The following is a 20,132-nucleotide window of genomic DNA, read 5'->3' as shown; positions in this document are numbered from 1 at the left end:
GCCTAATATTTGTGGAGACCCCATGACCCCCACCGTCCACCGGGAAGGGCCCTTCCGGTTCTTCTTCTACAGCCATGAACCCCGTGAGCCGCCCCATGTCCATGTCGAGCGCGACGACGCCATCGCCAAACTGTGGCTCCACGATGCGTCCATCGCGGATTCCGGAGGCTTTCCACCTCGGGACCTCCAGCGGGCGGCGGCCATCGTCCTTGTCCACCGTGACCATTTCCTAGAGGCGTGGCATGAGCACTTCGGCCCACCCTGATCATCCCGAGCCCCGAGCCACGCACCTCTGGTTCGAGCGCGGGCGCCTGGTCGTCCAGCTTCAGGACGGCCGGGAACTGGCCTGTCCGCTGGCCTTCTTCCCCCGATTGGCGGCAGCCTCCGCCGAGGATCTGGCGGACTGGCGCCTCATCGGGCGCGGCACGGGCATCCACTGGCCCCGCCTGGACGAGGATCTTTCCGTCGAGGGGCTGCTGGAGGGCCGCCGCGCGCCGGAAGCGGATGCCCGGGCCAGGGCCCTGGCCCCGCGCCTGCGGGCGGCCCGACGCCAGGCCGGACTCACCCAAGCCCAGCTCGCCCTGCGGATGGGCCGCTCCCAGGCTCTCGTAAGCCTTGCCGAGCGGGGCGCCCTGCGCATCGGCACCCCCTACCTCCAAGCTGTCCTCGACGCCTGCGGCCTGCCCCACGACTGGCAGCCCTGAATCCCTCTCCATCAAAAAGATCTCCACGAAGGAAGAAGAGCACGAAGGACACCAAGCGTGATTCGTGCCCTTGTTCTTTGCTTCGCGTCCTTCGTGGAGATCCTTTCTCCTCTGGATATGCCTCCCCATGTTCGCCCTCGGCATCTCCGATTTCTCTGTAGGTGAAGGCGTCTACCCGGCGAAGCAGCTGCTGTCGCTGGCGCGCCAGCTGGGCTACCGCGACCTGGTCTGCTGGGACCGGGGGGTGGCGGGCTATCCGAAGCTGCGGGACACGCTGGAGTGGATCCACAAGGCTCGCGAGCTGGAGGGCCTGCCGCCGGACCCGCGCTGGACGGGCTTCCGCCTGCACCTGGGCAGCCGCTTCACCTGGCGGGGCCACGCGTACGGCGCGCTGCCCTTCAGTGATGCGGGCTACGCGGCCCTGAACCGCCTGCTCTCGGCCCAGGCCCACGATGCGGCGCCGGGGCCCGACATCCCGGGCCTGGGCGCGCCCGAGCCACCTCGGGACTGCGTGCTGCTGGCCGAGGACCTCGCGGGCCTGGACGCGCTGCTGCGGGAAGGCCTCTATGGTGCCCTCCTGGCCCATCCCCGCCGGGTTCAGGAGGCGCGGAAGGCCCTGGCGGCGGGCCTGGAGGTGGTGGCGCCCCAGGTGCTGCGCTTCCGCACGGCCGAAGGCCTGGAGATGCACCGCCTCAAGCGGGCCATCGACCGGCAGACGACGCTCATCCGCACGGAGGCCCTGTGGGACTCCGCCGAGGCCGCCGTGCCCCGCGCCGACTGGGAGGCGCGTTTCCCCTTCGGCGAGCCCGCGGTGGAACGGGCCACGGCGGCCGTGCTGGAGCGCATCTCGGGTTGGAACATCCACTGGGGCGAGTGGGTGCTGGCCGATCCCCTGGACCGCGAGGGCGCGGACCTGGACGCCCTCCTGCGCGGGAAGGTGCGGGCGGGCGTGGCACGGCGCTTCCCGGTGGTCCGCGGGGACATCCTCGCCCGCATGGAGCGGGAGCTGGACCTCATCTCCGAGCTGAAGTTCGCCCGCTACTTCCTGCTGGTGGAGGACATCGTGCGGGCCGCACAGGGCGCGCAACCCCGCATCTGCGGCCGGGGCAGCGGCGCGGCCTCCCTGGTGAGCTACGCCCTGGGCCTCAGCAACGTGGATCCCGTGGCCACGAACCTCATGTTCGAGCGCTTCCTCACGAGGGAGCGCAGGGACCCGCCGGACATGGACATCGACTTCGCCTGGGACGAGCGGGAGGACGTCATCCAGAAGGTGTTCGAGCGCTACGGCCGCGACCGCGTGGCCATGGTGGCCAACCACGCCTTCTTCAAGGCCAAGGGCGCCCTGCGGGCCGTGGCCCAGGCCCACGGACGGCCCGACAGCGAGCTGAAGCAGCTGGCCCGCTACGTCCGCGGCTGGGAAGGGGGCCTGGTCCGCGCCGCCGAGAACCCCGCCTGGGACACGATCCTGCGCCAGGCCCTGGCGCTGAAGGGCCACTTCCACCAGTTCTCCGTGCATCCCGGCGGCACCGTCGTCACACCCGGCCCCTTCTGGGAGCACGCCGCCTTCCAGCCCGCGCCGGCCAAGGACAAGGTGTCGACCACCACCTGGGACAAGGACGGCGTGGAGAACTATGGCCTGGTGAAGATCGACCTCCTGGGGAACCGCAGCCTCGCCGTCATCCGCGATGCCTACGCCGTGCTGGGCGATGCCGTGCCCGCCGATCCCGGCGACCACTCCCGCAACGACCCCGCCACCCAGGCCCTGCTGGCCCGGGGCGACAGCATCGGCGTGTTCTATGTGGAGAGCCCCGCCACGCGCCAGCTCCAGCAGCGGGTGACGAAGGGCGACTTCGAGACGCTGGTGATCCACAGCAGCCTCATCCGTCCCGCCGCCTACCGCTGGGTGGACCGCTATGTGAAGCGTTCGCGGGGAGACGAGGTCTGGGAGCCCAGCGACCCCGTGTTCAACCAGCTGCTGTCCGAGAGCTACGGCGTGCTGGTCTACCAGGAGGATGTCATCAAGGTCTGCGTGGAACTGGCGGGCTGGAGCCACTACGAGGCCGACCAGCTCCGCAAGCTCCTGGGCAAGGCCGACTGCGAGGAGAAGCTGCCCTACTTCGAGGCGCGGTTCCGCGCGGGCTGCGCGGCCCGCGGCGCGCGCCCGGCCACGGTGGACGAGGCCTGGGACATGATCCGCACCTTCCAGGGCTACTCCTTCTGCAAGCCGCACTCCGCCAGCTACGCCCAGGTGAGCTTCGAGAGCGCCTGGATCAAGGCCCACCACCCGGCGGTGTTCTTCGCGTCCGTCGTCACCAACCAGGGCGGCTACTACCCCGCCATCGCCTACCTGGGCGACGCCCGCCGCCACCGGCTGGTGGTGCGGGGCCCCGACGCCAACGCCTCCGCCTGGGCCTTCAGCGCCGAGGGCGACCAGGCCCTGCGGGTGGGCCTCATGCAGGTGCAGGGCGCCCTGGCGCCCGAGGTGCATCGGCTGCTGGAGAACCGGGAGCAGCAGGGCCCCTTCGCGGACCTGGACGACCTGCTGCGCCGGGTGAAGCCCTCCGTCACCACCGCCGAGGCCCTCTGCGCCGCCGGGGCCTTCGACCGCTGGGCCCCCGACGGCGACCGCACGCGCCTCCTGTGGGCCCGCCTGGGCGGCGTACCCCCCGGCGTGCGCCCGCGCCCCACGGACGCCTTCGACCGCGCGGACCTGGAGCTGCAGACCATGGGCCTCACCCTGGAGATCCACCCCGCGGCCCTCTCCCGCGTCCGCAAAGGCGGGGGCCCCGACCGCGTGGCGGATGTGGGGGGGGCGAGAAGCCCGGGTACGGCTTGGCCGGACCCGGGCGCGGGGGCCCGGGGGTGTTCGCGCAGCGCAGCGGAGCGTGGAACCCCCGGACGATATCTCCGCTTCTGGGCCCTGGTGGTGGCCGACAAGGAAGTGAACACCGGGAAGGGCGAGCGCATGCAGTTCGTCACCTTCGAGGACGAAACCGGCCTCTGCGAAGCCGTCGCCTTCCCCGACGCCCTCCGCCGCCGCCAGCGCCCCTTCCGTGTGGGCGACATCGTCTCCATCAGCGGGAAGACGACCTTGCAGGATGGGCTGGCGGTGTTCGAAGTTCAGTGAAAATAGGGATTAGCCGCGGATGAACGCGGATGGACACAGATTGGGAAAGGAATGGATTTGCCTCGCCCATGCCCGGGGGGCGTGGGATCGGAAGAACGTAAGGGGTCAGGCGTTCGAGCGTTTCACCACGCAGGTCTTCGAGATGGAGTCATGCCAGCCACGGGACTCGGCCCCGAAGAAGGAGAACGGTTCGAAGGGGATGTATCGCGAGAATGACCGCCCAATCGCCTTGCCGAGTGAAATGGGCCCGCCAGTCTCATCCACCACGCGGGTCTTGGTCACAAGCTTGCCGAGCGTGAATCCAAACTTGTATTCCATGAATGAGTAATAAGTGATGGTAATAAGAATGCCATAGAGGCTTCCCATGCAGCCTGTCTGTAGGTGATTGGCCCCATCGGCTTTAAAGATCAGAACGATGGCCGCACCAAAGGAAAATTGAAGCGTATAGCAAATAATATTATCAATCATAAAATTGGCGAATCTCGTGCCCGATCCCACCAGCTCAATGGGAAGAGGTGCCAGCGTGGCTCCCTCCGTCAGCATGCTGGTGGGTGGCGTATATGGGTTGCCTTGCTGATCCATCTGTACCTCTGGAGGATAGTCACACCTGACAAATGAAGCTAAGCGGCCGCGCCTGCACCGAAACGCTGAACGGAGCCCAGGACGCGAGAAGCCGGGAGATGCGGAAAGCGATGCAGGCGGGGTCCGAGTTGAGCTAGGGGTTAGGCCGGAGGACGATCATGGTTTTTCATTTAGAAGTAGATTGAGTTCATAGAGAATCAACCCCTCACCATACCCAGACCATTTGGTAGCGAGCTTGCCTGTGCGATCAATAAGCAGGGTGGTGGGATAGGAATTGATATCTCCTCCAAGGTTCGTGCCGATGCCATTTTTGCCAATTTGGGCTCGATAATAAATGAACCCTGGAAGTGATTCTTTGTTCTTGTTGAGGAATTGAATTACACCTCTAGGCCAGTACTCATCGTCGAGGTTGCAAGGAATGACAACCAGAGTTCCTTTCTCAATGCCCTGCTTTTGAAGTGCGTGGATTTCTGGGAGTGACCGCCGGCATGGACCACACCAAACTGTCCAGAAATCAACAAGAATGATTTTCCCTTTGAAGTCTTCAACCAATACCTTCTTGCCGTTCTGATCAACAAACCCCAGTTTGCTAACATCAGGGCGCTTGCCGATTGGGAAGTGCTCGGTGTCACCAGCCTTTGAGAAAGAGATGCAGAGGACGAGTGCAAGTAGCGCTCTGAACATATCTAGCTCCATAAAGGTTTGTGGAAGGCCTAACGAATGTGGCTAACCGGTCACGCCTGCACCGGGGCGATGAGCGAAGCCGAGGAAGCGTGAAGCTGAGAGAGAGCGGAAGACAATGCAGGCGGGGTCCGAGTTGAGCTAAGGGTTAGGCCTTTGATGCGGATTTGGCTTGTTGCTTTTTCGGGGTGGCTGAAGCGGCTTTCTTTTTAGGTTCAGGTGCTTGATAGCCCCACTCACACGATTCTTGATGAATTGCCTCAATTTCCGTAACCAGCTCTTTTAGGTGCCAAATCATCCAAGAAACAGCTTCTAAGAACTGATTTCTGGTGGAAACCTTCTTTTTATTACCCTTCGCATCCATAAGCATCGTATGAGAATTGCTCAGTTCTTCAACGCGAGATTTGACCCTCGCATCTTCAAACGAGCACCCTTGAATATTGTGTGCAAATTCATTTCGGATTCTTCGTATTAAATGCATGTCGCGAGCGAATTTTGATGAAATGAGCCCAATTCTAAATGCTAATTCTATTCGCGCGCTGAAGGTACCAATAGGCGCATTCGCGCCATCAAATAGATCGTCTGTTGCCCCGGCCACAGCCACAAGTCGCGCAGACAAGGTGCTGCGTAACAACTCATCTGCAATTGAGGCGGCGAGAATAACCGCCGCCCGGTCACTTTCGTTTTCGAATTCTTTATGGAGCACATCGAAGTAATCCATGTGAGTCTCCTAAGGCCTAACGAATGTAGCTAACCGGCCCCGCCTGCACCGAGACGATGAACGAAGCCGAGAAAGCAGGGAGATTAGAGAGAGCGGAAGGCAATGCAGGCGGGGTCCGAGTTGAGCGGAAGGTTAGGCTGATGGTCGCTTAGCCTCTGATTGAGCTTTGAGAATAATGTTATAGGTCTGACGGGCATTTTCGGCGAGTTCAAAGGCCTGTGGTGCCTGGCGGTTGAATGGCACACCAGAATTCGCAGCCCACCACTGGGTGGCCATGGGGCTGAAGGAGATAGTTCCCCCACCGTTATTACCTTCCACAAATGAGAGCTCCGGGATGTTTGCTAATCCAATGCTGGTTGTTTTTAGATTGAACAGACCAGAAATGATCAAAATTCTATTACTCGTAACCGCATACTGAGCCTTTGAACGCACTAGGCTATCGGCGAAAAATCGACCAATCACCAAATAGATACCAACAAGTACAAATGGGATTCCCCACAGTTTGAAGAATATCGGCCCCCCTGAACTTACGACGCTGTACTCCCAGAAAAATGCGAACCCACACCAAGCGAGACTAAATGGGATCTGCAAAGCATCAGAGCCCCGCAAATACACGCCTTGCCTAGGCTGTCCTGCCCAAAGCAGCGATTCGCCTGGTTGGAGTTCTCGATTGATCTGCATCATTGCTGCGTATTGGTCCATTTGAACTCCGAAGCCTAACTTTGTCTTAGACCAACCGAATGGCAGAAGCCAATGAACGCCTTGATGAGTGAGGGTTGGGGCAGGGTAATTTCGCGATCATGTTCCCACTTGGCCGACTTGATCCTCATCACAACCGGCCGAACGGTGCGAAATGGTCGCTGGACGGTCATGAGTGCTGGGCCGGGGTTCTGGACGGCGCGCGAGGGGTGATGAACCCTTCAGCTCGGGGGCTTGGCTGGGGAAAGCTTTTTTTGCCGGTGATGAACGGTGATTGGGCCCTGGCAGCACGCAGCTTGGGCTCCGCCGGAAGCCGCCGAAGGCGGGCCCACGCGGGGGCCTGCCCTGCTTTATCCCCGTCTATCACTGTTCATCACCGGTTGAATGCTGTTGTTTTTTCAATCCGTGTTGATTCGTGGCTCAAATGGTCCATCTTCTCCGCCACCCGCCGGCCGCTCGGCTCAGGGCCGGCTCTCGCGGAGCGGGCACGGTGGCTTCCTCAGGGTGCCCTGGGATCGAGAAGGCCGACCCGGGCGGCGAGCACCCAAAAGCCTTGCCGCGAGGGTCACGGCCCAGGGCATTGACGACCTAGGGTTCGTCAGCCAGTTGGCATGTTGCATTGAAACCACTGGCGCCTATATTGAAAAAATCCGCATGCATATAGCGTGTGAGACTTATTTTCAGTTGACGAATCCATTCCGAGGAGAAAGGCATGAACCAGACTCCAAGCCTCACATTCGCTTCGCGCACCAGCCGCACGCTCGGGCGGTTCGCGCTGGCCATCGCCTTGGTGGTCGGCGTCGGGATTTGCGTGCCGGCATCGGGCCAGGCCGGCGGCGAACAAAACGAGAGCCAGATTGCGCGTGGCTTCGCCATCGTGCCGCAAGGCGTGACGCTCAACCTGGAGGGCCGCAACCGCGCGCTGGTCGGCTTGGGCAGCTACATCGTGAACACGACTGGGTGCAACGATTGCCATACGCATCCGTCGTACCTGCCCGGCAACGACCCCTTTGCCGGGCAGCCGGAGCAGGTGAACAGCGCCCAGTACTTGACGGGAGGTCGGCAGTTCGGGCCGTTCACCTCGCGCAACTTGACGCCGGATAGCACGGGGCGCCCAGCCGGCTTGAGCTTGACCGAATTCATGAATCTGATGCGCACCGGCGTCGATCCGGATTGGACTCCGGCATCGGGTCGTCCCCAGATTCTTCAGGTGATGCCCTGGCCGGTCTTCGGCAAGAAGACCGACCGCGAACTGATGGCCATCTATGAGTACCTGAGCGCGATCCCGTCGCTGCCCAACAATCCGAACCCGGGCCCCTGAGTACGCTACGCCACGCCGGCCTTCGAGCTGGTGCTGCAGCACCAGCTAAGGTCCGGCGTTCGTGGCACATCGTTGGATGGGGGACTGTTTCGAATGTGAAACGCCCTGATGGTTTTTGCTTTTCGATCCGCATCTGTCCGTGGCTCAAACCATCCTTGGTCTCCCGGTCCGCCCCTGGAATCCCACCGCTCGCCCCAGGGCGCTTCCGGTTCCGGGGGCTTCGGGCCAGGATGCTCGCGGAGGTGTCCCATGCATCGATTCGCTGTTGCCTTGCTCGCGGTTGCGCCCGTGCTTGTCGCCCAGGCACCGCCCCTCCGGCTGCCCGAGGCCAGCCCCCGGGCCACGGTCAGCCAGACGGTGGGGCTGACGGACATCGAGGTGAGCTACCACCGGCCGGCGGTGAACGGCCGCAAGATCTGGGGCGGGCTGGTGCCCTACGGCCAGGTCTGGCGGGCCGGGGCCAACGAGAACACCGTGGTGACCTTCTCCAGCCCCGTCCGCGTGGGCGGGACGCCGCTGCCGGCCGGGCGCTACGGCCTCCACATGCTGCCCACGGCCACGGCCTGGACCGTGATCTTCAGCAGCCAGTCCCACGGCTGGGGCAGCTACAGCTACGACGCCAAGGAGGATGTGGCCCGGGTGCCGGTGACGCCCGTGGCCGCGGAGCCCACCGAGCGCCTCGCCTACACCTTCGACGATCCCAGCGATCAGGGGGTCACCCTGTCGCTGCGCTGGGAGAAGCTGCGGGTGCCCATTCCGGTGGAAGTGGACACCAAGGCGGTGGTGGTGCAGGGCCTGCGGGAGCAGCTGCGCGGCCTCCACCAGTTCTACCCGGAGGCCTGGAGCGGCGCCGCGGGTTGGTGCGTCCGCAACGATGTGAATCTGGATGAGGCCATGACCTGGGTGGACCGCTCGCTCACCATGCGGGAATCCTTCACGGCCCTGCGCACCAAGGCCGCGCTGCTGGACAAGAGGGGCGACGCCAAGGGCGCCGAGGCCCTGCGGGCAAAGGCCCTGGCGAAGGCCACGGAGGTGGAGGTCAACCAGCTGGGCTACACGCTGCTGGGCCAGAAGAAGGTGGACGAGGCCCTCACCCTCTTCCAGCGGAACGTGAAGGACCACCCCGACTCCTGGAACGCCTACGACAGCCTCGCCGAGGCCTACGCCCTCAAGGGCGACAAGGCCCAGGCCGCTGCGAACTACCGCAAGGCCCTCGACAAGGTGAAGCAGGAGGACCAGCGCACCCGCATCCAGGCCGAGCTCGACAAGCTCAAGTAGCTTCGGATGGGTGTTTGCGTCGCCGGCGAAGGATTCCTGGAAAGGATCCTTTTGCCGGTGATGCACGGTGATGGCGCCGGTCGGATCCCCGTCTGGGGGCTAGAAAATGCCGTGGAATGCCAGGAATAAACAGCCATTGATCAAATTAAAAATGATTATGGTCGCGCCGGTGCTACCCTCCAGCCCCACCTTCCGAGGGGAGGAAGCCCATGACGATTCGCGTGACGCAGCTCCTCATCGCCGCCGCTCTGGTGGCGGGGGTCGGATTGTCCGCTCAGGGCAAACCTTCCGAAGCCTCGATGGAGGCGCTGGTGGCGGCGCCCAGAAACCACAAGGTGCTCTACGAAGATGATCACGTGCGGATCATCGAAGTCACCGTCCAGCCGGGGGAGACCGAGAATCTGCACTCCCACCACTATCCCTCGGTGTTCATCTACGACGCGACCCAGCCGAAGCTCCGGAACCGCCTGGCGGATGGCACGGCCTGGGACTACACCCGGAACCTGGGAGGCTTCAGCCAGCAGAGCGAAAGGCTCCACTTGCCGCCGCAGGTGAGGGCGGCCATGGCCAGGCGCGAAGCGGATCTGCCTGCCGCGCTGGCGGCGGGCTGGCCCGCTGCGATGGCCATGGGCCCCGACACCGGCCTGCCGCACCAGGTGACCAACCTGGACACGTTCCCCCATCACTTCTACCGCTTCGAGTTCAAGCGGATCGAAGGAACCAGCATCATGAAGCGAACGGTCTATTGAACGAGACCTTGGTGCGGCAACCGGGGAGGTTATTTTCAGCCGGGGATGAACGGTGATTCACGGGAATGGGGTCCATGTGGGCACTTGCCTTGCTTGATCACCGACCATCACCGTTCATCACCGGCTAAAGGCTTCTGCCTTTCTCTGCACCCTCGGCGGCGGGCGCCTTGGTATCCTCCGCACCATGAAATGCGCGGCCCTCGCCTTCCTGCTCGCGGCTCCCGTCTTCGCCCAGGCGCCGGTCCTGGAGCCCCTGGGGCTGGCGCTGGAGAACCATCCCTATCCGCATCCGGTGCACTTCTTCCCGGTGACCGTGGAGGGGCAGGACCTGCGGATGGCCTACATGGATGTCGCGCCCACCGCAGTTCCCAACGGCCAGACGGTGCTGCTGCTCCACGGGAAGAACTTCTTCGGGGCCTACTGGACGGGCACCATCCAGGCCCTGACGGCGGCGGGCTACCGGGTGGTGGTGCCGGACCAGCTCGGCTTCGGCAAGTCGCCTAAGCCCGACATCCACTACAGCTTCGAGCTGCTGGCCCAGACGACGATGGCCCTGCTCGACCGCCTGGGCGTGGCGAAGGTGTCGGTGGTGGGCCACTCCATGGGTGGCATGCTGGCGGTGCGGTTCGTGCTGCTCTACCCCGCGGCCACGGCGCGGCTGGTGCTGGAGAACCCCATCGGCCTGGAGGACTACCGCGCGAAGGTGCCCTTCGCCAGCGTGGACACCACCTACCGGTCGATGCTCAGCCCCACCCGCGAGGGCCTGGACCGCTTCTACCGCACCTACTTCGCCACCTGGAAGCCCGAGTTCGGGGTCTGGGCCGAGCTGGCCTGGCGGGCCACGCTGAGCGGCGAGTGGCCCCGGGGCGCCAAGGCCTCGGCCCTGACCTACGACATGATCTACACCCAGCCCGTGGTGCAGGACCTTCCCCGGATTACTGTGCCCACGCTGCTGGTCATCGGGCAGGCGGACCGCACGACCCTGGGCCGCGGGGCGCTGAAGCCCGAGGTCCTGGCCACCCTGGGCCGCTATCCCGAGCTGGGCCGCCGGGCCCAGACCGCCATTCCCGGCGCCCAGCTGGTGCCCATCGACGGCGTGGGGCACATCCCGCACCTGGAGTCGCCGGAGCGCTTCCACCAGGCGCTGCTGGCGTTCCTGAAGTAGCCGGGTTCAGCCGCCGGGCTTGCAGTCCTCGCAGGGCTTCAGGCCGGCCTTCCTGGCCTCGGCCACGGACTTGAAGTCCACGCGGGTGCCGGCCTTGTCGATCTCCTTCACCCACTTGCAGTCGGCCTTGTGGTACAGCTTCGTCTCCTTGCAGCCGACGATGACCTCCGACCTGGGCTCGGCCTTGACGGGGGGCTCCGTGGGAAGGGCAATCCGGGCCACCAGGGGGGCCGCCAGCAGGCCGGCCAGGACGACATACGAGAGTCTCCGCACCGGGCACCTCCCTAGACGCGAATACGAGACTCAGTTTCGGCTTTTCGGGTCTCTGCGCCAGGGAAGGCACCGGATCTGTCCGATCCGGGGATCCGGGCAAGGGAAGGCGGTCGAGATGATCGAGTGGCTCATTCTGTTCAGGCACTGAAACGAGTAGTCTAAGAAAAAATCATCGTGATTTTGATTGACCTCGGCATGGAGGCCCCCTAACCTCCGGACTCATGAACACTCCTTGGGAAAAGCGAGCCAGCCCCCGGACGGCCCTGGATCGGGTGGTCCAATTCGAGCGCACGGCCAGCGCGACCGACTCCTCCGGCGAGGAACTCAGCCTGGGGATCGGGCGCGACATCGGCCCGGGCGGCGCGAGCCTCCTGACGGACTGTCCGCTGCGCCAGGGGGAGGTGTTGAAGCTCCATGTCCCCGCCGAGGCGGAGCCCGAGGAGGAGCTGCTCATCTCCGAGGTGGCCTGGACCCAGCCGACCCGAAACGGCTACCGCGTCGGACTGCGCTTCCTGGCCTGAGGCCTCCTGCTAGGATCCTTCCAGATCCACAGGCGGAGGTTCATGCGACGCCCGGTGCATAGGCTCGGCCCATCCCTGGCGGCGGGGCTGCTGCTGCTGACCGCCTGCGCGCGGCCCCCGCGCCCCGTGCCCCAGCGGCCGGGACCGGAGCGCCCGGCCGCCCCGGTCCCGGTGGCGCGGGCTGTCCCCCGCCTGGGCTTCACCCTGCAGGCGGGGGCCTTCGCGAAGGTGGAGAACGCGGCGCGGTTCTCACAATCGCTGCAGGCCCAGGGCCTGGAGGCCGCCTACTACGCCTCGGGCGACGGCCTCTTCCGGGTGCGCTTCGGGGACTTCGCCACGAAGGAGAAAGCCCGGGCCCGGGGCGAGGTGCTGAAGGCTGCGGGGATCATCGAGGCCTACTGGGTGGTGGCGCCGGACGGATCCGCCCCGGGCGCGGGTGGCCGGTTCCCGGTGCATCCCGAGGATGAGCGGGGCCTGCGGGCCAGCCTGGTCGGAACGGCCCGGGGCTACCTGGGGGTGCCCTATCTCTTCGGCGGGACCACCGAGCGGGGGTTCGATTGCAGCGGCCTGACGGGGGCCGTGTACCGGCTGAACGGACTGAAGCTGCCCCGGTCCTCCCAGGCCCAGTTCGAGGTCGGCCACCCGGTGGACCTGGACCAGGCCCGGGCGGGGGACCTCCTCTTCTTCGCCACGAACGGCGGCGACCGGGTGAGCCATGTGGGGCTGTACCTGGGGCAGGGCACCTTCATCCACGCGCCGCGCCCGGGGCAGGGCATCCGCGAGGACCGACTGGCGGATCGCTACTACACCCGGGCCTTTGTCGGGGCGAGGACCTACCTGTAGACCTGCCTTGCAATCATTTCGTCGATTTTTTGAAAATTGGTTGCGGAATGGCCTTACACTGGAAATCGCCCGCCGGTCGTGCGGGTCTCAAAAAGCGTTGCTGCCTCGCCTGGAAGGAACAATGCATCTCAATCCAGGACGAAGAAAGCAGGTAGTTACATGGCTCAGGGAACCGTGAAGTGGTTCAACGCCGAAAAGGGTTTCGGATTCATCACCCCCGATGATGGTGGTGCGGATCTGTTTGTTCATCACTCCGCCATCGAGACCACGGGTTTCCGCACCCTGGACGAGAATCAGCGCGTCAGCTTCAACGTGGGTCAGGGCCAGAAGGGCCCCCAGGCGACCAACGTCACCAAGATCTAACCGTACCGTTCACACTGGATCGGCCTCCTTCGGGAGGCCGATCCTTTTTTGGGGGGCTGCGGCGGCTGGTCCCGCCCAGCATATTCCCTTGGCCGGAAAGGTTTCCGACCGTATTCTGGTCCCTTGCGCAAGGAGGAGCCCATGGCTCATGACGGTCACGAACACGGACCGAACTGCAACCACGATCACGACGATTCCTTCGAAATCGAAGTCGTTGAGCTCGAAGACGAGAATGGCGAGAAGGAAGAGTTCGCGATCCTGGAAGAGCTCGAGTTCGAGGGCCGGAATTTCGCCATCCTGGCACCCCTGGCCGAACTGCAGGCCCAGGAGGAGGGCACCGCGGATCCCGAGGAGGGCCTGAGCCTGGAGATCTTCGAGGTGAAGGACGACATGTTCACGCCCCTCGAGGACGAGGAACTGGCCGAGCGCCTCATGAAGCACCTCGACGAGCAGGAAGCCAAGCTCAAGGCCGAGGAAGAGAAGGACTAAGCGCCACTTACGACACGGAAAGGCCCCCGGTCGGGGGCCTTTCCGTGTCCGGAAAACCGGTAGGCTGGAAGGATGCTGCCAGATCCCGTCCGCTTCGATGGCCGAGTGCTTTTCCTCACGGAGGATCCGGAACGGATCCTCCGCCAGCTGCAAGGCGAGAATCTGGAACTGGACGAAGCGCTTCCTCTGCGGGACCAGATCAGCACGGACGAGATCACGCCGGCCTTCATCTGCTACCACTTCGACGAGAAGCTGGGCGACTTCCCCTACCTGGGCCTGCAGTGCGGGGAGGCCTTCCCCGTGAAGGAGGGCTCCGTGCGCGCGGGGGGCTTCGCCGTGAGCGTGGCGGGCAAGCGCCGGGGCAAGGGCAGCAGCCGGGAGGCCAGCCCCTACGCGGAACAATGCGCGGGCCTCCGCCTGGTGATCGCCGAGAGCTTCGAGCGCATCTACCGCCAGAACGCCCAGAACCTGGGCCTGCTCACCAGCACGGACCTCGGGCTGATCCCGCGGATCCGCCGGGGCGAGGCCATCCCCCTGGCCGAGTTCACGGGGGGGCTGGACCCCGTCACCGCCGAGATCGTGCGGCGCGGCGGCCTCTTCGCCTACAACGCCGCGCGGCTGAAGGGCGAGGTGACGGCGCCGCTGCCGGCGTTGACGCGGCGCCCCATGACCTACGCCGAGAAGCTGCTGGCCCGCCACGCGGTGGTGGACGCGGCGGCGGGGCAGGTGGGCCTGCCGGCCGTGAAGCCCGGCGACGGCCTCTTCGTGCAGGCGGATTGGCGCTTCAGCCACGAGTATGTGACGCCCATGGCGGCAAGCTTCCTGGAGAAGGCCCTGGGACCGGAGGCCCGGCTGCGCGATCCCGCTTCCATCCTCGCCTTCCGCGACCACCTGACCTTCCTGCACCACAGCATGAAGGCCGAGCACCGGGCCATGGGCCTGCTGACGGTGGCTGAGCGCCTGAAGCCCGTCCAGGAGGCCTTCTGCGCGAAGCATGGCATCCGGCTCCACGGCGAGCTGGCCGATGGCTCCGGCAGCGAGGGCATCTGTCACGCGCTCATGGCCGAGCGCTACGCCCTGCCGGGGCAGGTGGTGGTGGGCACGGACTCGCACACGCCCCACGCGGGGGCGCTGGGCTGTCTGGCCTTCGGCGTGGGCACCACGGACATCGCCAACGCCTGGGTGACGGGCGACGTGCGCGTGACCGTGCCACCCACCCTGCGCGTGCGCCTGGACGGCCGCCTGCGCCCCGGCGTGTCCGCCAAGGACCTCGTCCTGCACCTGCTGGCCCAGCCCCTCATCCGCGACGGCGGGGCCCTCGGCCATGTCATCGAGTACCAGGGCGACGCCCTGCGGGACCTGGACACGGACGAGCGGGCCACCCTCACGAACATGGCCGCGGAGATCGGCGGCTTCACGGGCCTCGTCGCCCCGGACGCGGAGACCGTGCGCTTCGTGCAGGAGCGGCGCGGCGTGGCGATCACGCTGGAGCCCTGGATGCAGGGGGACGCGGACGCCGAATATGCCCAGACCCTGGCGGTGGACTGCGCGGCGCTGGGCCCCATGCTGGCCCGGCCCGGCGATCCCGGGAACGGCGTGGCTCTGGCGGAGCTGGGCGAGGCCGTGCCCATCCACATCGCCTACCTGGGCAGCTGCACCGGCGGCAAGCGCGAGGACCTGCGCCGGGCCTACGAGGTGGTGAAGGCCGCGGCGGCGGCGGGCCGGCGGGTGCCCGAGGGCGTGCGGTTCTTCGTGCAGTGTGGCAGCGAGGGTGTGCGGCGCCACGCGGAAGCGCAGGGCTGGATCGCGGCCTTCGAGGCCGTGGGCGCCGTCGTGCTGGGCAGCTCCTGCGGGGCCTGCATCAATGCCGGGCCCGGCGTGTCCACACGGCCCGACGAGGTGACCATCAGCGCCATCAACCGCAACTTCCCCGGCCGCAGCGGCCCGGGGCAGATGTGGCTGGCCAGCCCCGCCACCGTCGCCGCCAGCGCCCTGGCCGGGCGCATCGCGGAGGCGGAGGCGTGATCGATCCCGTCTTCGCCGCCCGGTATCGCGCGCTGGTCCTGGCGAACCTCGCCCGTCCGGGCGCGCCGGCCTGGGATCCCCTGGAACGTATGGTGGTGGTAGACACCGCCCGCCAGCGCCTGGGCCTGCTGGAGGGCGGCCGCCTGGCGTTCGAGGCGGTCATCTCCACGGCGAAGAACGGCCTGGGCTGCGAGGAGAATTCCTATCGCACCCCTACGGGCTGGCACCGCATCCACGCGCGCATTGGCGCGGGGGCCGAGGCTGGCACGGTCTTCCGCTCCCGCGTGGCCACCGGCGAGGTCTGGCGTGGGGAGCCCCGCGATGAGGACCTGATCCTCACCCGCGTGCTCACGCTGGATGGCCTGGAGGAGGGCTGGAACCGCGGCCCGGGACGGGATTCCCTGGAGCGCTTCATCTACCTGCATGGCACCAACCAGGAGCACCAGTTGGGCGAGGCCGTCTCCCACGGCTGCGTGCGCCTGTCGAACGCGGACGTGACGGACCTCTTCGACCGAGTGGCCGAAGGCGATCCCCTGCTCATCGCCGAGGCGCTGGTGGGCGATGGCCTGGGCCTCGGCCGCCTGCACTTCGCCGGCGTGGCGGGCAGCGGCATGAGCGCCCTGGCGCAGTTCGCGGCCATGAAGGGCGGCCGGGCCAGCGGCAGCGACCGCAGCTTCGACCGGAGCCAGCGACTCGAAGCCCGCGCCCAGCTGGAGGCCCTGGGCTTGGCCATCCACGCACAGGACGGCTCCGGCCTCACCGGAGATTGCGCGGCGCTGGTGGTGTCCACCGCCGTGGAGGACGAGGTTCCCGACGTGGCGGCGGCCCGGCGCCTGGGCGTGCCCGTGCTGCACCGCTCCGAGCTGCTGGCGCATCTTGTCGCGCGGTACCGCACGGTGGCCGTGACGGGCACCAGCGGCAAGTCCACCACGGTGGCGATGGTGTTCGAGATCCTGCGGGGGGCCGGGCTCAATCCCTCGGTCATCACGGGCGGGGAGCTGGTGGCCCTGCAGCGTGAGGGCCGCTGGGGCAATGCCTGGGCCGGGGCCTCGGACCTGCTGGTGATCGAGGCGGACGAGAGCGACGGCTCCGTGGTGCGCTACCGCCCCGCCGTGGGCGTGATCCTGAACCTCCAGAAGGATCACAAGGAGATGGACACCGTCGCGGAGCTGTTCCGCGCCTTCCGGACCCAGGTGCGGGAGGCCGCGGTGGTGGGCGAGGCGGAGAACCTCCGGGCATTCGCGGCCGGGGCGACCGTGTTCGGGTTCGGCGAGGAGGCCGCCCTGCGGGCCGAGGGCCTGTCCCTTGGCGCGGCAAGCTCCGCTTTCCGCGTAGGGGGAGAGGCCTTTGTCATTCCCGTCCCTGGACGCCACAACGTGGAGAACGCCCTCGCAGCCATGGCGGCCTGCGCGGCGCTGGGCGTGCCCCTGGCGGCGATGGCGGGCCCGCTGGCCGGCTTCCAGGGTGTGGCGCGGCGCTTCCAGGTTCTGGGCGAGCGACGCGGGGTGACGGTGGTGGATGACTTCGGGCACAACCCCGCCAAGGTGACGGCCTCCATCCGGGCGGCCCACCTGCGCGTGGCGGCTGCCGGAGGGCGCGTGCTGGCGGTCTTCCAGCCCCACGGCTTCGGGCCCCTGAAGTTCCTCCGGGCTGAGTTCGTGGCGGCCTTCGCTGCCGAGCTGGCGCCGTTGGATCGCCTCTGGTTCCTTGACGTCTTCTACGCCGGAGGCACGGCCAGCCGGGACATCAGCAGTGCCGAGGTGATTGCCGAGATCGCCGCCCGGGGCGTGGCGGCGGAGCCTGCGCCTTCGCGGGCGTGGCTCGCAGAGCGGCTGGCCGCCGAAGCCAGGGCCGGCGACCTCGTCCTCGTGATGGGAGCGCGGGATCCCTCCCTCAGCGAGTTCGCGAAGGCCATCCTGGAGGCGCTTGGATCCTGTTGAATTCCCCGGGCGCTGAGTAGAATGGCCACTTCCCCTCTCAGCAAGGACGACGTATGGCCTGCGGGATGTTCGACACGCTTCTGCTCTCTCCTTGTCCTCATGTCGGGCGACGCGAGGCTCCTAAGTTGTTTTGCAATATTGATTTAACTTGTTTCGAATATCTGCCGGCGATCCCCCGGATTCCGTCGCACCTATTCCGACAGTCGGGACGCTGAATCATGTGGAAGACAACGGAAGGCAGCACTGGAAGGCTCCTGCAGCTCTGCACGGGCTATTTCCTGGTCTACATCGTCACCGGTCTGGTGGTGAAGGCGTTCACCGCCGCGCCCCACACACCCATGGGCACGCCGCCCATGAACGCCATCGCCTTCCTGGGCTACAACACGCTGGGGGCCAACCTCACCTGCCTGCTGCCGGTCCTGTTCCTGGGGTGGTTCCGCCTGCGCTCCATCCGGCCCATGCGGGTGGCGGGCCTGACGCTCCCCTCGGAGATCCTCTACATCATCCCCAGCGGCATCTGCACGGCGGTCATCATCCCCACCACCACGCTCATGTACACCCTGCCCATCTCCGTGATGGTGGCCATGGTGATCATGCGCGCCAGCGTCATCGTCATCGGCCGGGTGGTGGACGGGCTCCAGATCGCCCAGGGCATCCTGCGGAAGCGCATCTACTGGGAGGAGAACGCGGCGGTGGTCTTCGCGGTGCTGGCGGCCTGCATCGAGCTGTTCGGGCCCCACACGGACGGCTTCGCCTTCATGCGCAACCGGGCCGCGGTGGTCATCTTCACCAGCTACATCGCCTCCTACGCCATCCGGATCTACATCATGAACTACTTCAAGAACACGCGGCCCAAGGGCGCGCCCCTGGACAACACGGGGTTCTTCGGGGTGGAGCAGATCTCCGCTTCCGTGACCATGGTGGTGGTGGCCCTGGTGGTCTACCAGAGCCCGCGCCTCTTCCCCGGCTGGCTCCAGGCCCCGCAGGTGGTGGACTTCATCGGCTCCATCCAGGCCCCCGCCCCGGGGTGGTACTGGGCCGCGTTCTCCGGCATCGCCTTCGGCCTGGTGGCCTTCTTCTCCGTCTTCATCTTCATGTTCAAGGGCAGGACCGCCACCTTCACGGGCCTCCTGAACCGCCTCACCTCCCTGGTGGCGGGAACCACCGCGACGATCGTGGGGCACTGGCTCTTCCGCAGCCGGCTCCCCAGCGTCCAGAACTGGGTGTCCCTGGGCTTCGTGCTCGTGGCCGTGGTCTTCCTGGCCCGGGCGGAGCGCCGGCGGGCGCAGGAACTGAAACTGGCCCAGGAAATTTGAGGCGGGGTACCCTCAAGGCATGGAACCCACGACCCTCCGCGCTGTCATGGCCGCGCTCCGCAAGCCGGAGACGGGCTGCCCCTGGGACCTGAAGCAGGACCACCAGTCGCTGGCCCGCTATCTGCGCGAGGAGGCGGCGGAGGTGCTGGATGCGCTGGCTGCGCACCAGCCCGGCGATCCGGCCACGGAGGCGCACCTCTGCGAGGAACTGGGCGATCTCTGGCTGCAGATCGCCTTCCATGCCCAGCTGGCGGCCGACCGCGGCGCCTGGGACCTCCACGAGGTCGAGCGCACGGTGGTGGAGAAGCTGGTGCGGCGGCACCCGCATGTGTTCGCGGCGGTCAGCGTGGAGGGCGCAGAGGACGTGCTCACCAACTGGGCCGCCATCAAGCGCGAGGAGAAGGGTCTTCACGGCGAGGAGCCGCGGCTCCTGGAGGGCATTCCGGCCTCGCTGTCGCCCATGGAGGAGGCCCTGGAGATCGGCCGGCGCTGCGCCAAGGTGGGCTTCGAGTGGCCCGACCTGGAGGGCGTGCTGGACAAGGTGAAGGAGGAAGTGGCTGAGCTCCAGGCCGAGTCCGAGCCGGTCCGCGTGGAGGAGGAGTTCGGCGACGTGCTGTTCAGCCTCATGCAGTGGGCCCGCAAGAAGGGCGTGGATCCCGACACCGCCTTGCGGCGCCAGATGATGCGCTTCAAGGGGCGGTTCGTCTCGGTGGAGGATGACGCGCGCCAGGCTGGCGGCTGGGAACACCGGACCCTCGATCAGATGGAAGCGGCCTGGCAGGCGGCCAAGCGGAAGGCGACCTCATGATGCTGTTGGCGCTGCTCGCCTCGCGCGGCGGATCGCCACCCCCACCCGTGGTCCTGCTTCTGGTCCCGGTGGTCTTCCTGCTGATCTCCTGGTTCTCCAACCGGCTCATGGGCCTACCGGCGCTCTACGCGGCCTTCCCTGCCGACCCCACCGATCCCATCGAGAGGAACCTCGGCTGGCAGCAGGTGGAGTTCGGTGCCCTGCGCGGCCACTCGCCCATCTCCCTCAAGGCGGGCCGCCGCTGCCTGCACCTGAAGCAGCCCTTCCCCTTCCAGCCCGCCTGGTGGCAGGGGCCGGCCTCGATTCCCTGGGATCAGATCCGGGTGGAGAAGGAAGCCAGCGAGTCCACCTGGGCCTTCCTCAGCGCCGCCGAATTCCGGCTCGGCCGCGATGGCCGCGTGATCCGCCTGCGCGGCAAGGCCGCCCGGACCCTCCAGGCGAAGGTGCGCGAGAAGCAGGGCTCCACGGGTGGATCGGCCTATGGAACGGGTCTGCCGCCGGGCCAGGGGGCCATCCGGCCGCGGTGA

At 66.4% G+C, this 20,132-nt stretch carries 21 protein-coding genes; 16 read left to right on the top strand and 5 right to left on the bottom strand.

Annotation, left to right across the window (positions count from 1 at the left end; all coding sequences use genetic code 11):
* Positions 1–22 precede the first annotated feature (22 nt).
* The 3 genes from MLE43_RS04670 to MLE43_RS04660 all read left to right on the top strand — a co-directional run bounded on the left by MLE43_RS04670 (position 23) and on the right by MLE43_RS04660 (position 3,831).
* Positions 23–265 (top strand): DUF4160 domain-containing protein, encoded by a 243-nt coding sequence (locus tag MLE43_RS04670; protein ID WP_243302303.1) that lies wholly within the window; start codon positions 23–25, stop codon positions 263–265.
* Complete coding sequence (locus MLE43_RS04665) at positions 243–704, top strand: DUF2442 domain-containing protein (RefSeq protein ID WP_243302302.1); 462 nt, start codon at positions 243–245, stop codon at positions 702–704. Before MLE43_RS04670 ends, MLE43_RS04665 begins: the two co-directional genes overlap by 23 nt.
* Before the next feature lie 127 nt (positions 705–831).
* Positions 832–3,831: a helix-hairpin-helix domain-containing protein gene (locus MLE43_RS04660; protein WP_243302301.1), complete on the top strand. Its 3,000-nt coding sequence runs from the start codon at positions 832–834 to the stop codon at positions 3,829–3,831.
* Between the two features lie 105 nt (positions 3,832–3,936).
* On the opposite strand, the gene MLE43_RS04655 is transcribed toward MLE43_RS04660, so the two are convergent.
* From MLE43_RS04655 to MLE43_RS04640, 4 genes are all read right to left on the bottom strand, one after another.
* A complete protein-coding gene (locus MLE43_RS04655) occupies positions 3,937–4,413 on the bottom strand; it encodes an RDD family protein (RefSeq protein WP_243302300.1) in 477 nt (158 codons plus the stop codon).
* A 156-nt stretch (positions 4,414–4,569) separates the two neighbouring features.
* Positions 4,570–5,097: a TlpA family protein disulfide reductase gene (locus tag MLE43_RS04650; protein ID WP_243302299.1), complete on the bottom strand. Its 528-nt coding sequence runs from the start codon at positions 5,095–5,097 to the stop codon at positions 4,570–4,572.
* Positions 5,098–5,242: 145 nt separating this feature from the next.
* Positions 5,243–5,815 (bottom strand): MltR family transcriptional regulator, encoded by a 573-nt coding sequence (locus tag MLE43_RS04645; RefSeq protein WP_243302298.1) that lies wholly within the window; start codon positions 5,813–5,815, stop codon positions 5,243–5,245.
* 132 nt (positions 5,816–5,947) lie between these two features.
* Positions 5,948–6,517: a hypothetical protein gene (locus MLE43_RS04640; RefSeq protein WP_243302297.1), complete on the bottom strand. Its 570-nt coding sequence runs from the start codon at positions 6,515–6,517 to the stop codon at positions 5,948–5,950.
* A 709-nt stretch (positions 6,518–7,226) separates the two neighbouring features.
* Between MLE43_RS04640 and MLE43_RS04635 the strand changes: the two genes are divergently transcribed.
* The 4 genes from MLE43_RS04635 (at position 7,227) to MLE43_RS04620 (ending at position 11,027) form a co-directional block, all read left to right on the top strand.
* Positions 7,227–7,835, top strand: a complete 609-nt coding sequence (locus tag MLE43_RS04635; RefSeq protein WP_243302296.1) for a hypothetical protein — start codon at positions 7,227–7,229, stop codon at positions 7,833–7,835.
* A 249-nt stretch (positions 7,836–8,084) separates the two neighbouring features.
* Positions 8,085–9,113, top strand: coding sequence for a DUF2911 domain-containing protein (locus tag MLE43_RS04630; protein WP_243302295.1), 1,029 nt, complete (start codon positions 8,085–8,087; stop codon positions 9,111–9,113).
* A gap of 209 nt (positions 9,114–9,322) precedes the next feature.
* Positions 9,323–9,862, top strand: coding sequence for a cupin domain-containing protein (locus tag MLE43_RS04625; protein ID WP_243302294.1), 540 nt, complete (start codon positions 9,323–9,325; stop codon positions 9,860–9,862).
* A gap of 184 nt (positions 9,863–10,046) precedes the next feature.
* Positions 10,047–11,027 (top strand): alpha/beta fold hydrolase, encoded by a 981-nt coding sequence (locus MLE43_RS04620; protein ID WP_243302293.1) that lies wholly within the window; start codon positions 10,047–10,049, stop codon positions 11,025–11,027.
* Between the two features lie 6 nt (positions 11,028–11,033).
* On the opposite strand, the gene MLE43_RS04615 is transcribed toward MLE43_RS04620, so the two are convergent.
* Positions 11,034–11,300: an Ada metal-binding domain-containing protein gene (locus tag MLE43_RS04615; RefSeq protein WP_243302292.1), complete on the bottom strand. Its 267-nt coding sequence runs from the start codon at positions 11,298–11,300 to the stop codon at positions 11,034–11,036.
* Positions 11,301–11,521: 221 nt separating this feature from the next.
* Here MLE43_RS04615 and MLE43_RS04610 point away from each other — a divergent pair, with 221 nt between their 5' ends.
* The 9 genes from MLE43_RS04610 (at position 11,522) to MLE43_RS04570 (ending at position 20,132) form a co-directional block, all read left to right on the top strand.
* Positions 11,522–11,821 (top strand): PilZ domain-containing protein, encoded by a 300-nt coding sequence (locus MLE43_RS04610; RefSeq protein ID WP_243302291.1) that lies wholly within the window; start codon positions 11,522–11,524, stop codon positions 11,819–11,821.
* 42 nt (positions 11,822–11,863) lie between these two features.
* Positions 11,864–12,664 (top strand): C40 family peptidase, encoded by an 801-nt coding sequence (locus MLE43_RS04605; RefSeq protein WP_243302290.1) that lies wholly within the window; start codon positions 11,864–11,866, stop codon positions 12,662–12,664.
* Between the two features lie 159 nt (positions 12,665–12,823).
* Positions 12,824–13,027, top strand: a complete 204-nt coding sequence (locus tag MLE43_RS04600; protein ID WP_243285857.1) for a cold-shock protein — start codon at positions 12,824–12,826, stop codon at positions 13,025–13,027.
* 141 nt (positions 13,028–13,168) lie between these two features.
* Complete coding sequence (locus tag MLE43_RS04595; protein ID WP_243302289.1) at positions 13,169–13,516, top strand: DUF1292 domain-containing protein; 348 nt, start codon at positions 13,169–13,171, stop codon at positions 13,514–13,516.
* A 72-nt stretch (positions 13,517–13,588) separates the two neighbouring features.
* Positions 13,589–15,541, top strand: coding sequence for an aconitase family protein (locus MLE43_RS04590; RefSeq protein WP_243302288.1), 1,953 nt, complete (start codon positions 13,589–13,591; stop codon positions 15,539–15,541).
* Positions 15,538–17,481 carry a L,D-transpeptidase family protein gene (locus tag MLE43_RS04585; protein ID WP_243302287.1) on the top strand — a complete coding sequence of 648 codons (1,944 nt, stop codon included), beginning with the start codon at positions 15,538–15,540 and terminating at the stop codon, positions 17,479–17,481. Before MLE43_RS04590 ends, MLE43_RS04585 begins: the two co-directional genes overlap by 4 nt.
* A gap of 218 nt (positions 17,482–17,699) precedes the next feature.
* A complete protein-coding gene (locus MLE43_RS04580) occupies positions 17,700–18,797 on the top strand; it encodes a hypothetical protein (RefSeq protein ID WP_243302286.1) in 1,098 nt (365 codons plus the stop codon).
* Positions 18,798–18,816: 19 nt separating this feature from the next.
* Entirely contained in the window at positions 18,817–19,605 is a 789-nt protein-coding gene (mazG, locus tag MLE43_RS04575) for a nucleoside triphosphate pyrophosphohydrolase (RefSeq protein ID WP_243302285.1), read from the top strand.
* Positions 19,602–20,132, top strand: a complete 531-nt coding sequence (locus tag MLE43_RS04570; RefSeq protein ID WP_243302284.1) for a hypothetical protein — start codon at positions 19,602–19,604, stop codon at positions 20,130–20,132. Before mazG ends, MLE43_RS04570 begins: the two co-directional genes overlap by 4 nt.

Source organism: Geothrix oryzisoli (assembly GCF_022808865.1).
GTDB classification, from domain to species: Bacteria; Acidobacteriota; Holophagae; order Holophagales; family Holophagaceae; genus Geothrix; species Geothrix oryzisoli.
Note: the sequence above shows the minus strand (reverse complement) of the source record. Positions and strands in the feature narration are given on the sequence as shown.

Bases quoted from the DNA above. Each gene is read 5' to 3' on its own strand.
- mazG (WP_243302285.1), top strand. From the start codon at position 18,817: ATGGAACCCACGACCCTCCGCGCTGTCATGGCCGCGCTCCGCAAGCCG.
- MLE43_RS04645 (WP_243302298.1), bottom strand. From the start codon at position 5,815: ATGGATTACTTCGATGTGCTCCATAAAGAATTCGAAAACGAAAGTGAC.
- MLE43_RS04635 (WP_243302296.1), top strand. From the start codon at position 7,227: ATGAACCAGACTCCAAGCCTCACATTCGCTTCGCGCACCAGCCGCACG.
- MLE43_RS04655 (WP_243302300.1), bottom strand. From the start codon at position 4,413: ATGGATCAGCAAGGCAACCCATATACGCCACCCACCAGCATGCTGACG.
- MLE43_RS04595 (WP_243302289.1), top strand. From the start codon at position 13,169: ATGGCTCATGACGGTCACGAACACGGACCGAACTGCAACCACGATCAC.
- MLE43_RS04590 (WP_243302288.1), top strand. From the start codon at position 13,589: ATGCTGCCAGATCCCGTCCGCTTCGATGGCCGAGTGCTTTTCCTCACG.
- MLE43_RS04625 (WP_243302294.1), top strand. From the start codon at position 9,323: ATGACGATTCGCGTGACGCAGCTCCTCATCGCCGCCGCTCTGGTGGCG.
- MLE43_RS04660 (WP_243302301.1), top strand. From the start codon at position 832: ATGTTCGCCCTCGGCATCTCCGATTTCTCTGTAGGTGAAGGCGTCTAC.
- MLE43_RS04650 (WP_243302299.1), bottom strand. From the start codon at position 5,097: ATGTTCAGAGCGCTACTTGCACTCGTCCTCTGCATCTCTTTCTCAAAG.
- MLE43_RS04665 (WP_243302302.1), top strand. From the start codon at position 243: ATGAGCACTTCGGCCCACCCTGATCATCCCGAGCCCCGAGCCACGCAC.
- MLE43_RS04620 (WP_243302293.1), top strand. From the start codon at position 10,047: ATGAAATGCGCGGCCCTCGCCTTCCTGCTCGCGGCTCCCGTCTTCGCC.
- MLE43_RS04670 (WP_243302303.1), top strand. From the start codon at position 23: ATGACCCCCACCGTCCACCGGGAAGGGCCCTTCCGGTTCTTCTTCTAC.
- MLE43_RS04605 (WP_243302290.1), top strand. From the start codon at position 11,864: ATGCGACGCCCGGTGCATAGGCTCGGCCCATCCCTGGCGGCGGGGCTG.
- MLE43_RS04600 (WP_243285857.1), top strand. From the start codon at position 12,824: ATGGCTCAGGGAACCGTGAAGTGGTTCAACGCCGAAAAGGGTTTCGGA.
- MLE43_RS04630 (WP_243302295.1), top strand. From the start codon at position 8,085: ATGCATCGATTCGCTGTTGCCTTGCTCGCGGTTGCGCCCGTGCTTGTC.
- MLE43_RS04580 (WP_243302286.1), top strand. From the start codon at position 17,700: ATGTGGAAGACAACGGAAGGCAGCACTGGAAGGCTCCTGCAGCTCTGC.
- MLE43_RS04610 (WP_243302291.1), top strand. From the start codon at position 11,522: ATGAACACTCCTTGGGAAAAGCGAGCCAGCCCCCGGACGGCCCTGGAT.
- MLE43_RS04570 (WP_243302284.1), top strand. From the start codon at position 19,602: ATGATGCTGTTGGCGCTGCTCGCCTCGCGCGGCGGATCGCCACCCCCA.
- MLE43_RS04640 (WP_243302297.1), bottom strand. From the start codon at position 6,517: ATGGACCAATACGCAGCAATGATGCAGATCAATCGAGAACTCCAACCA.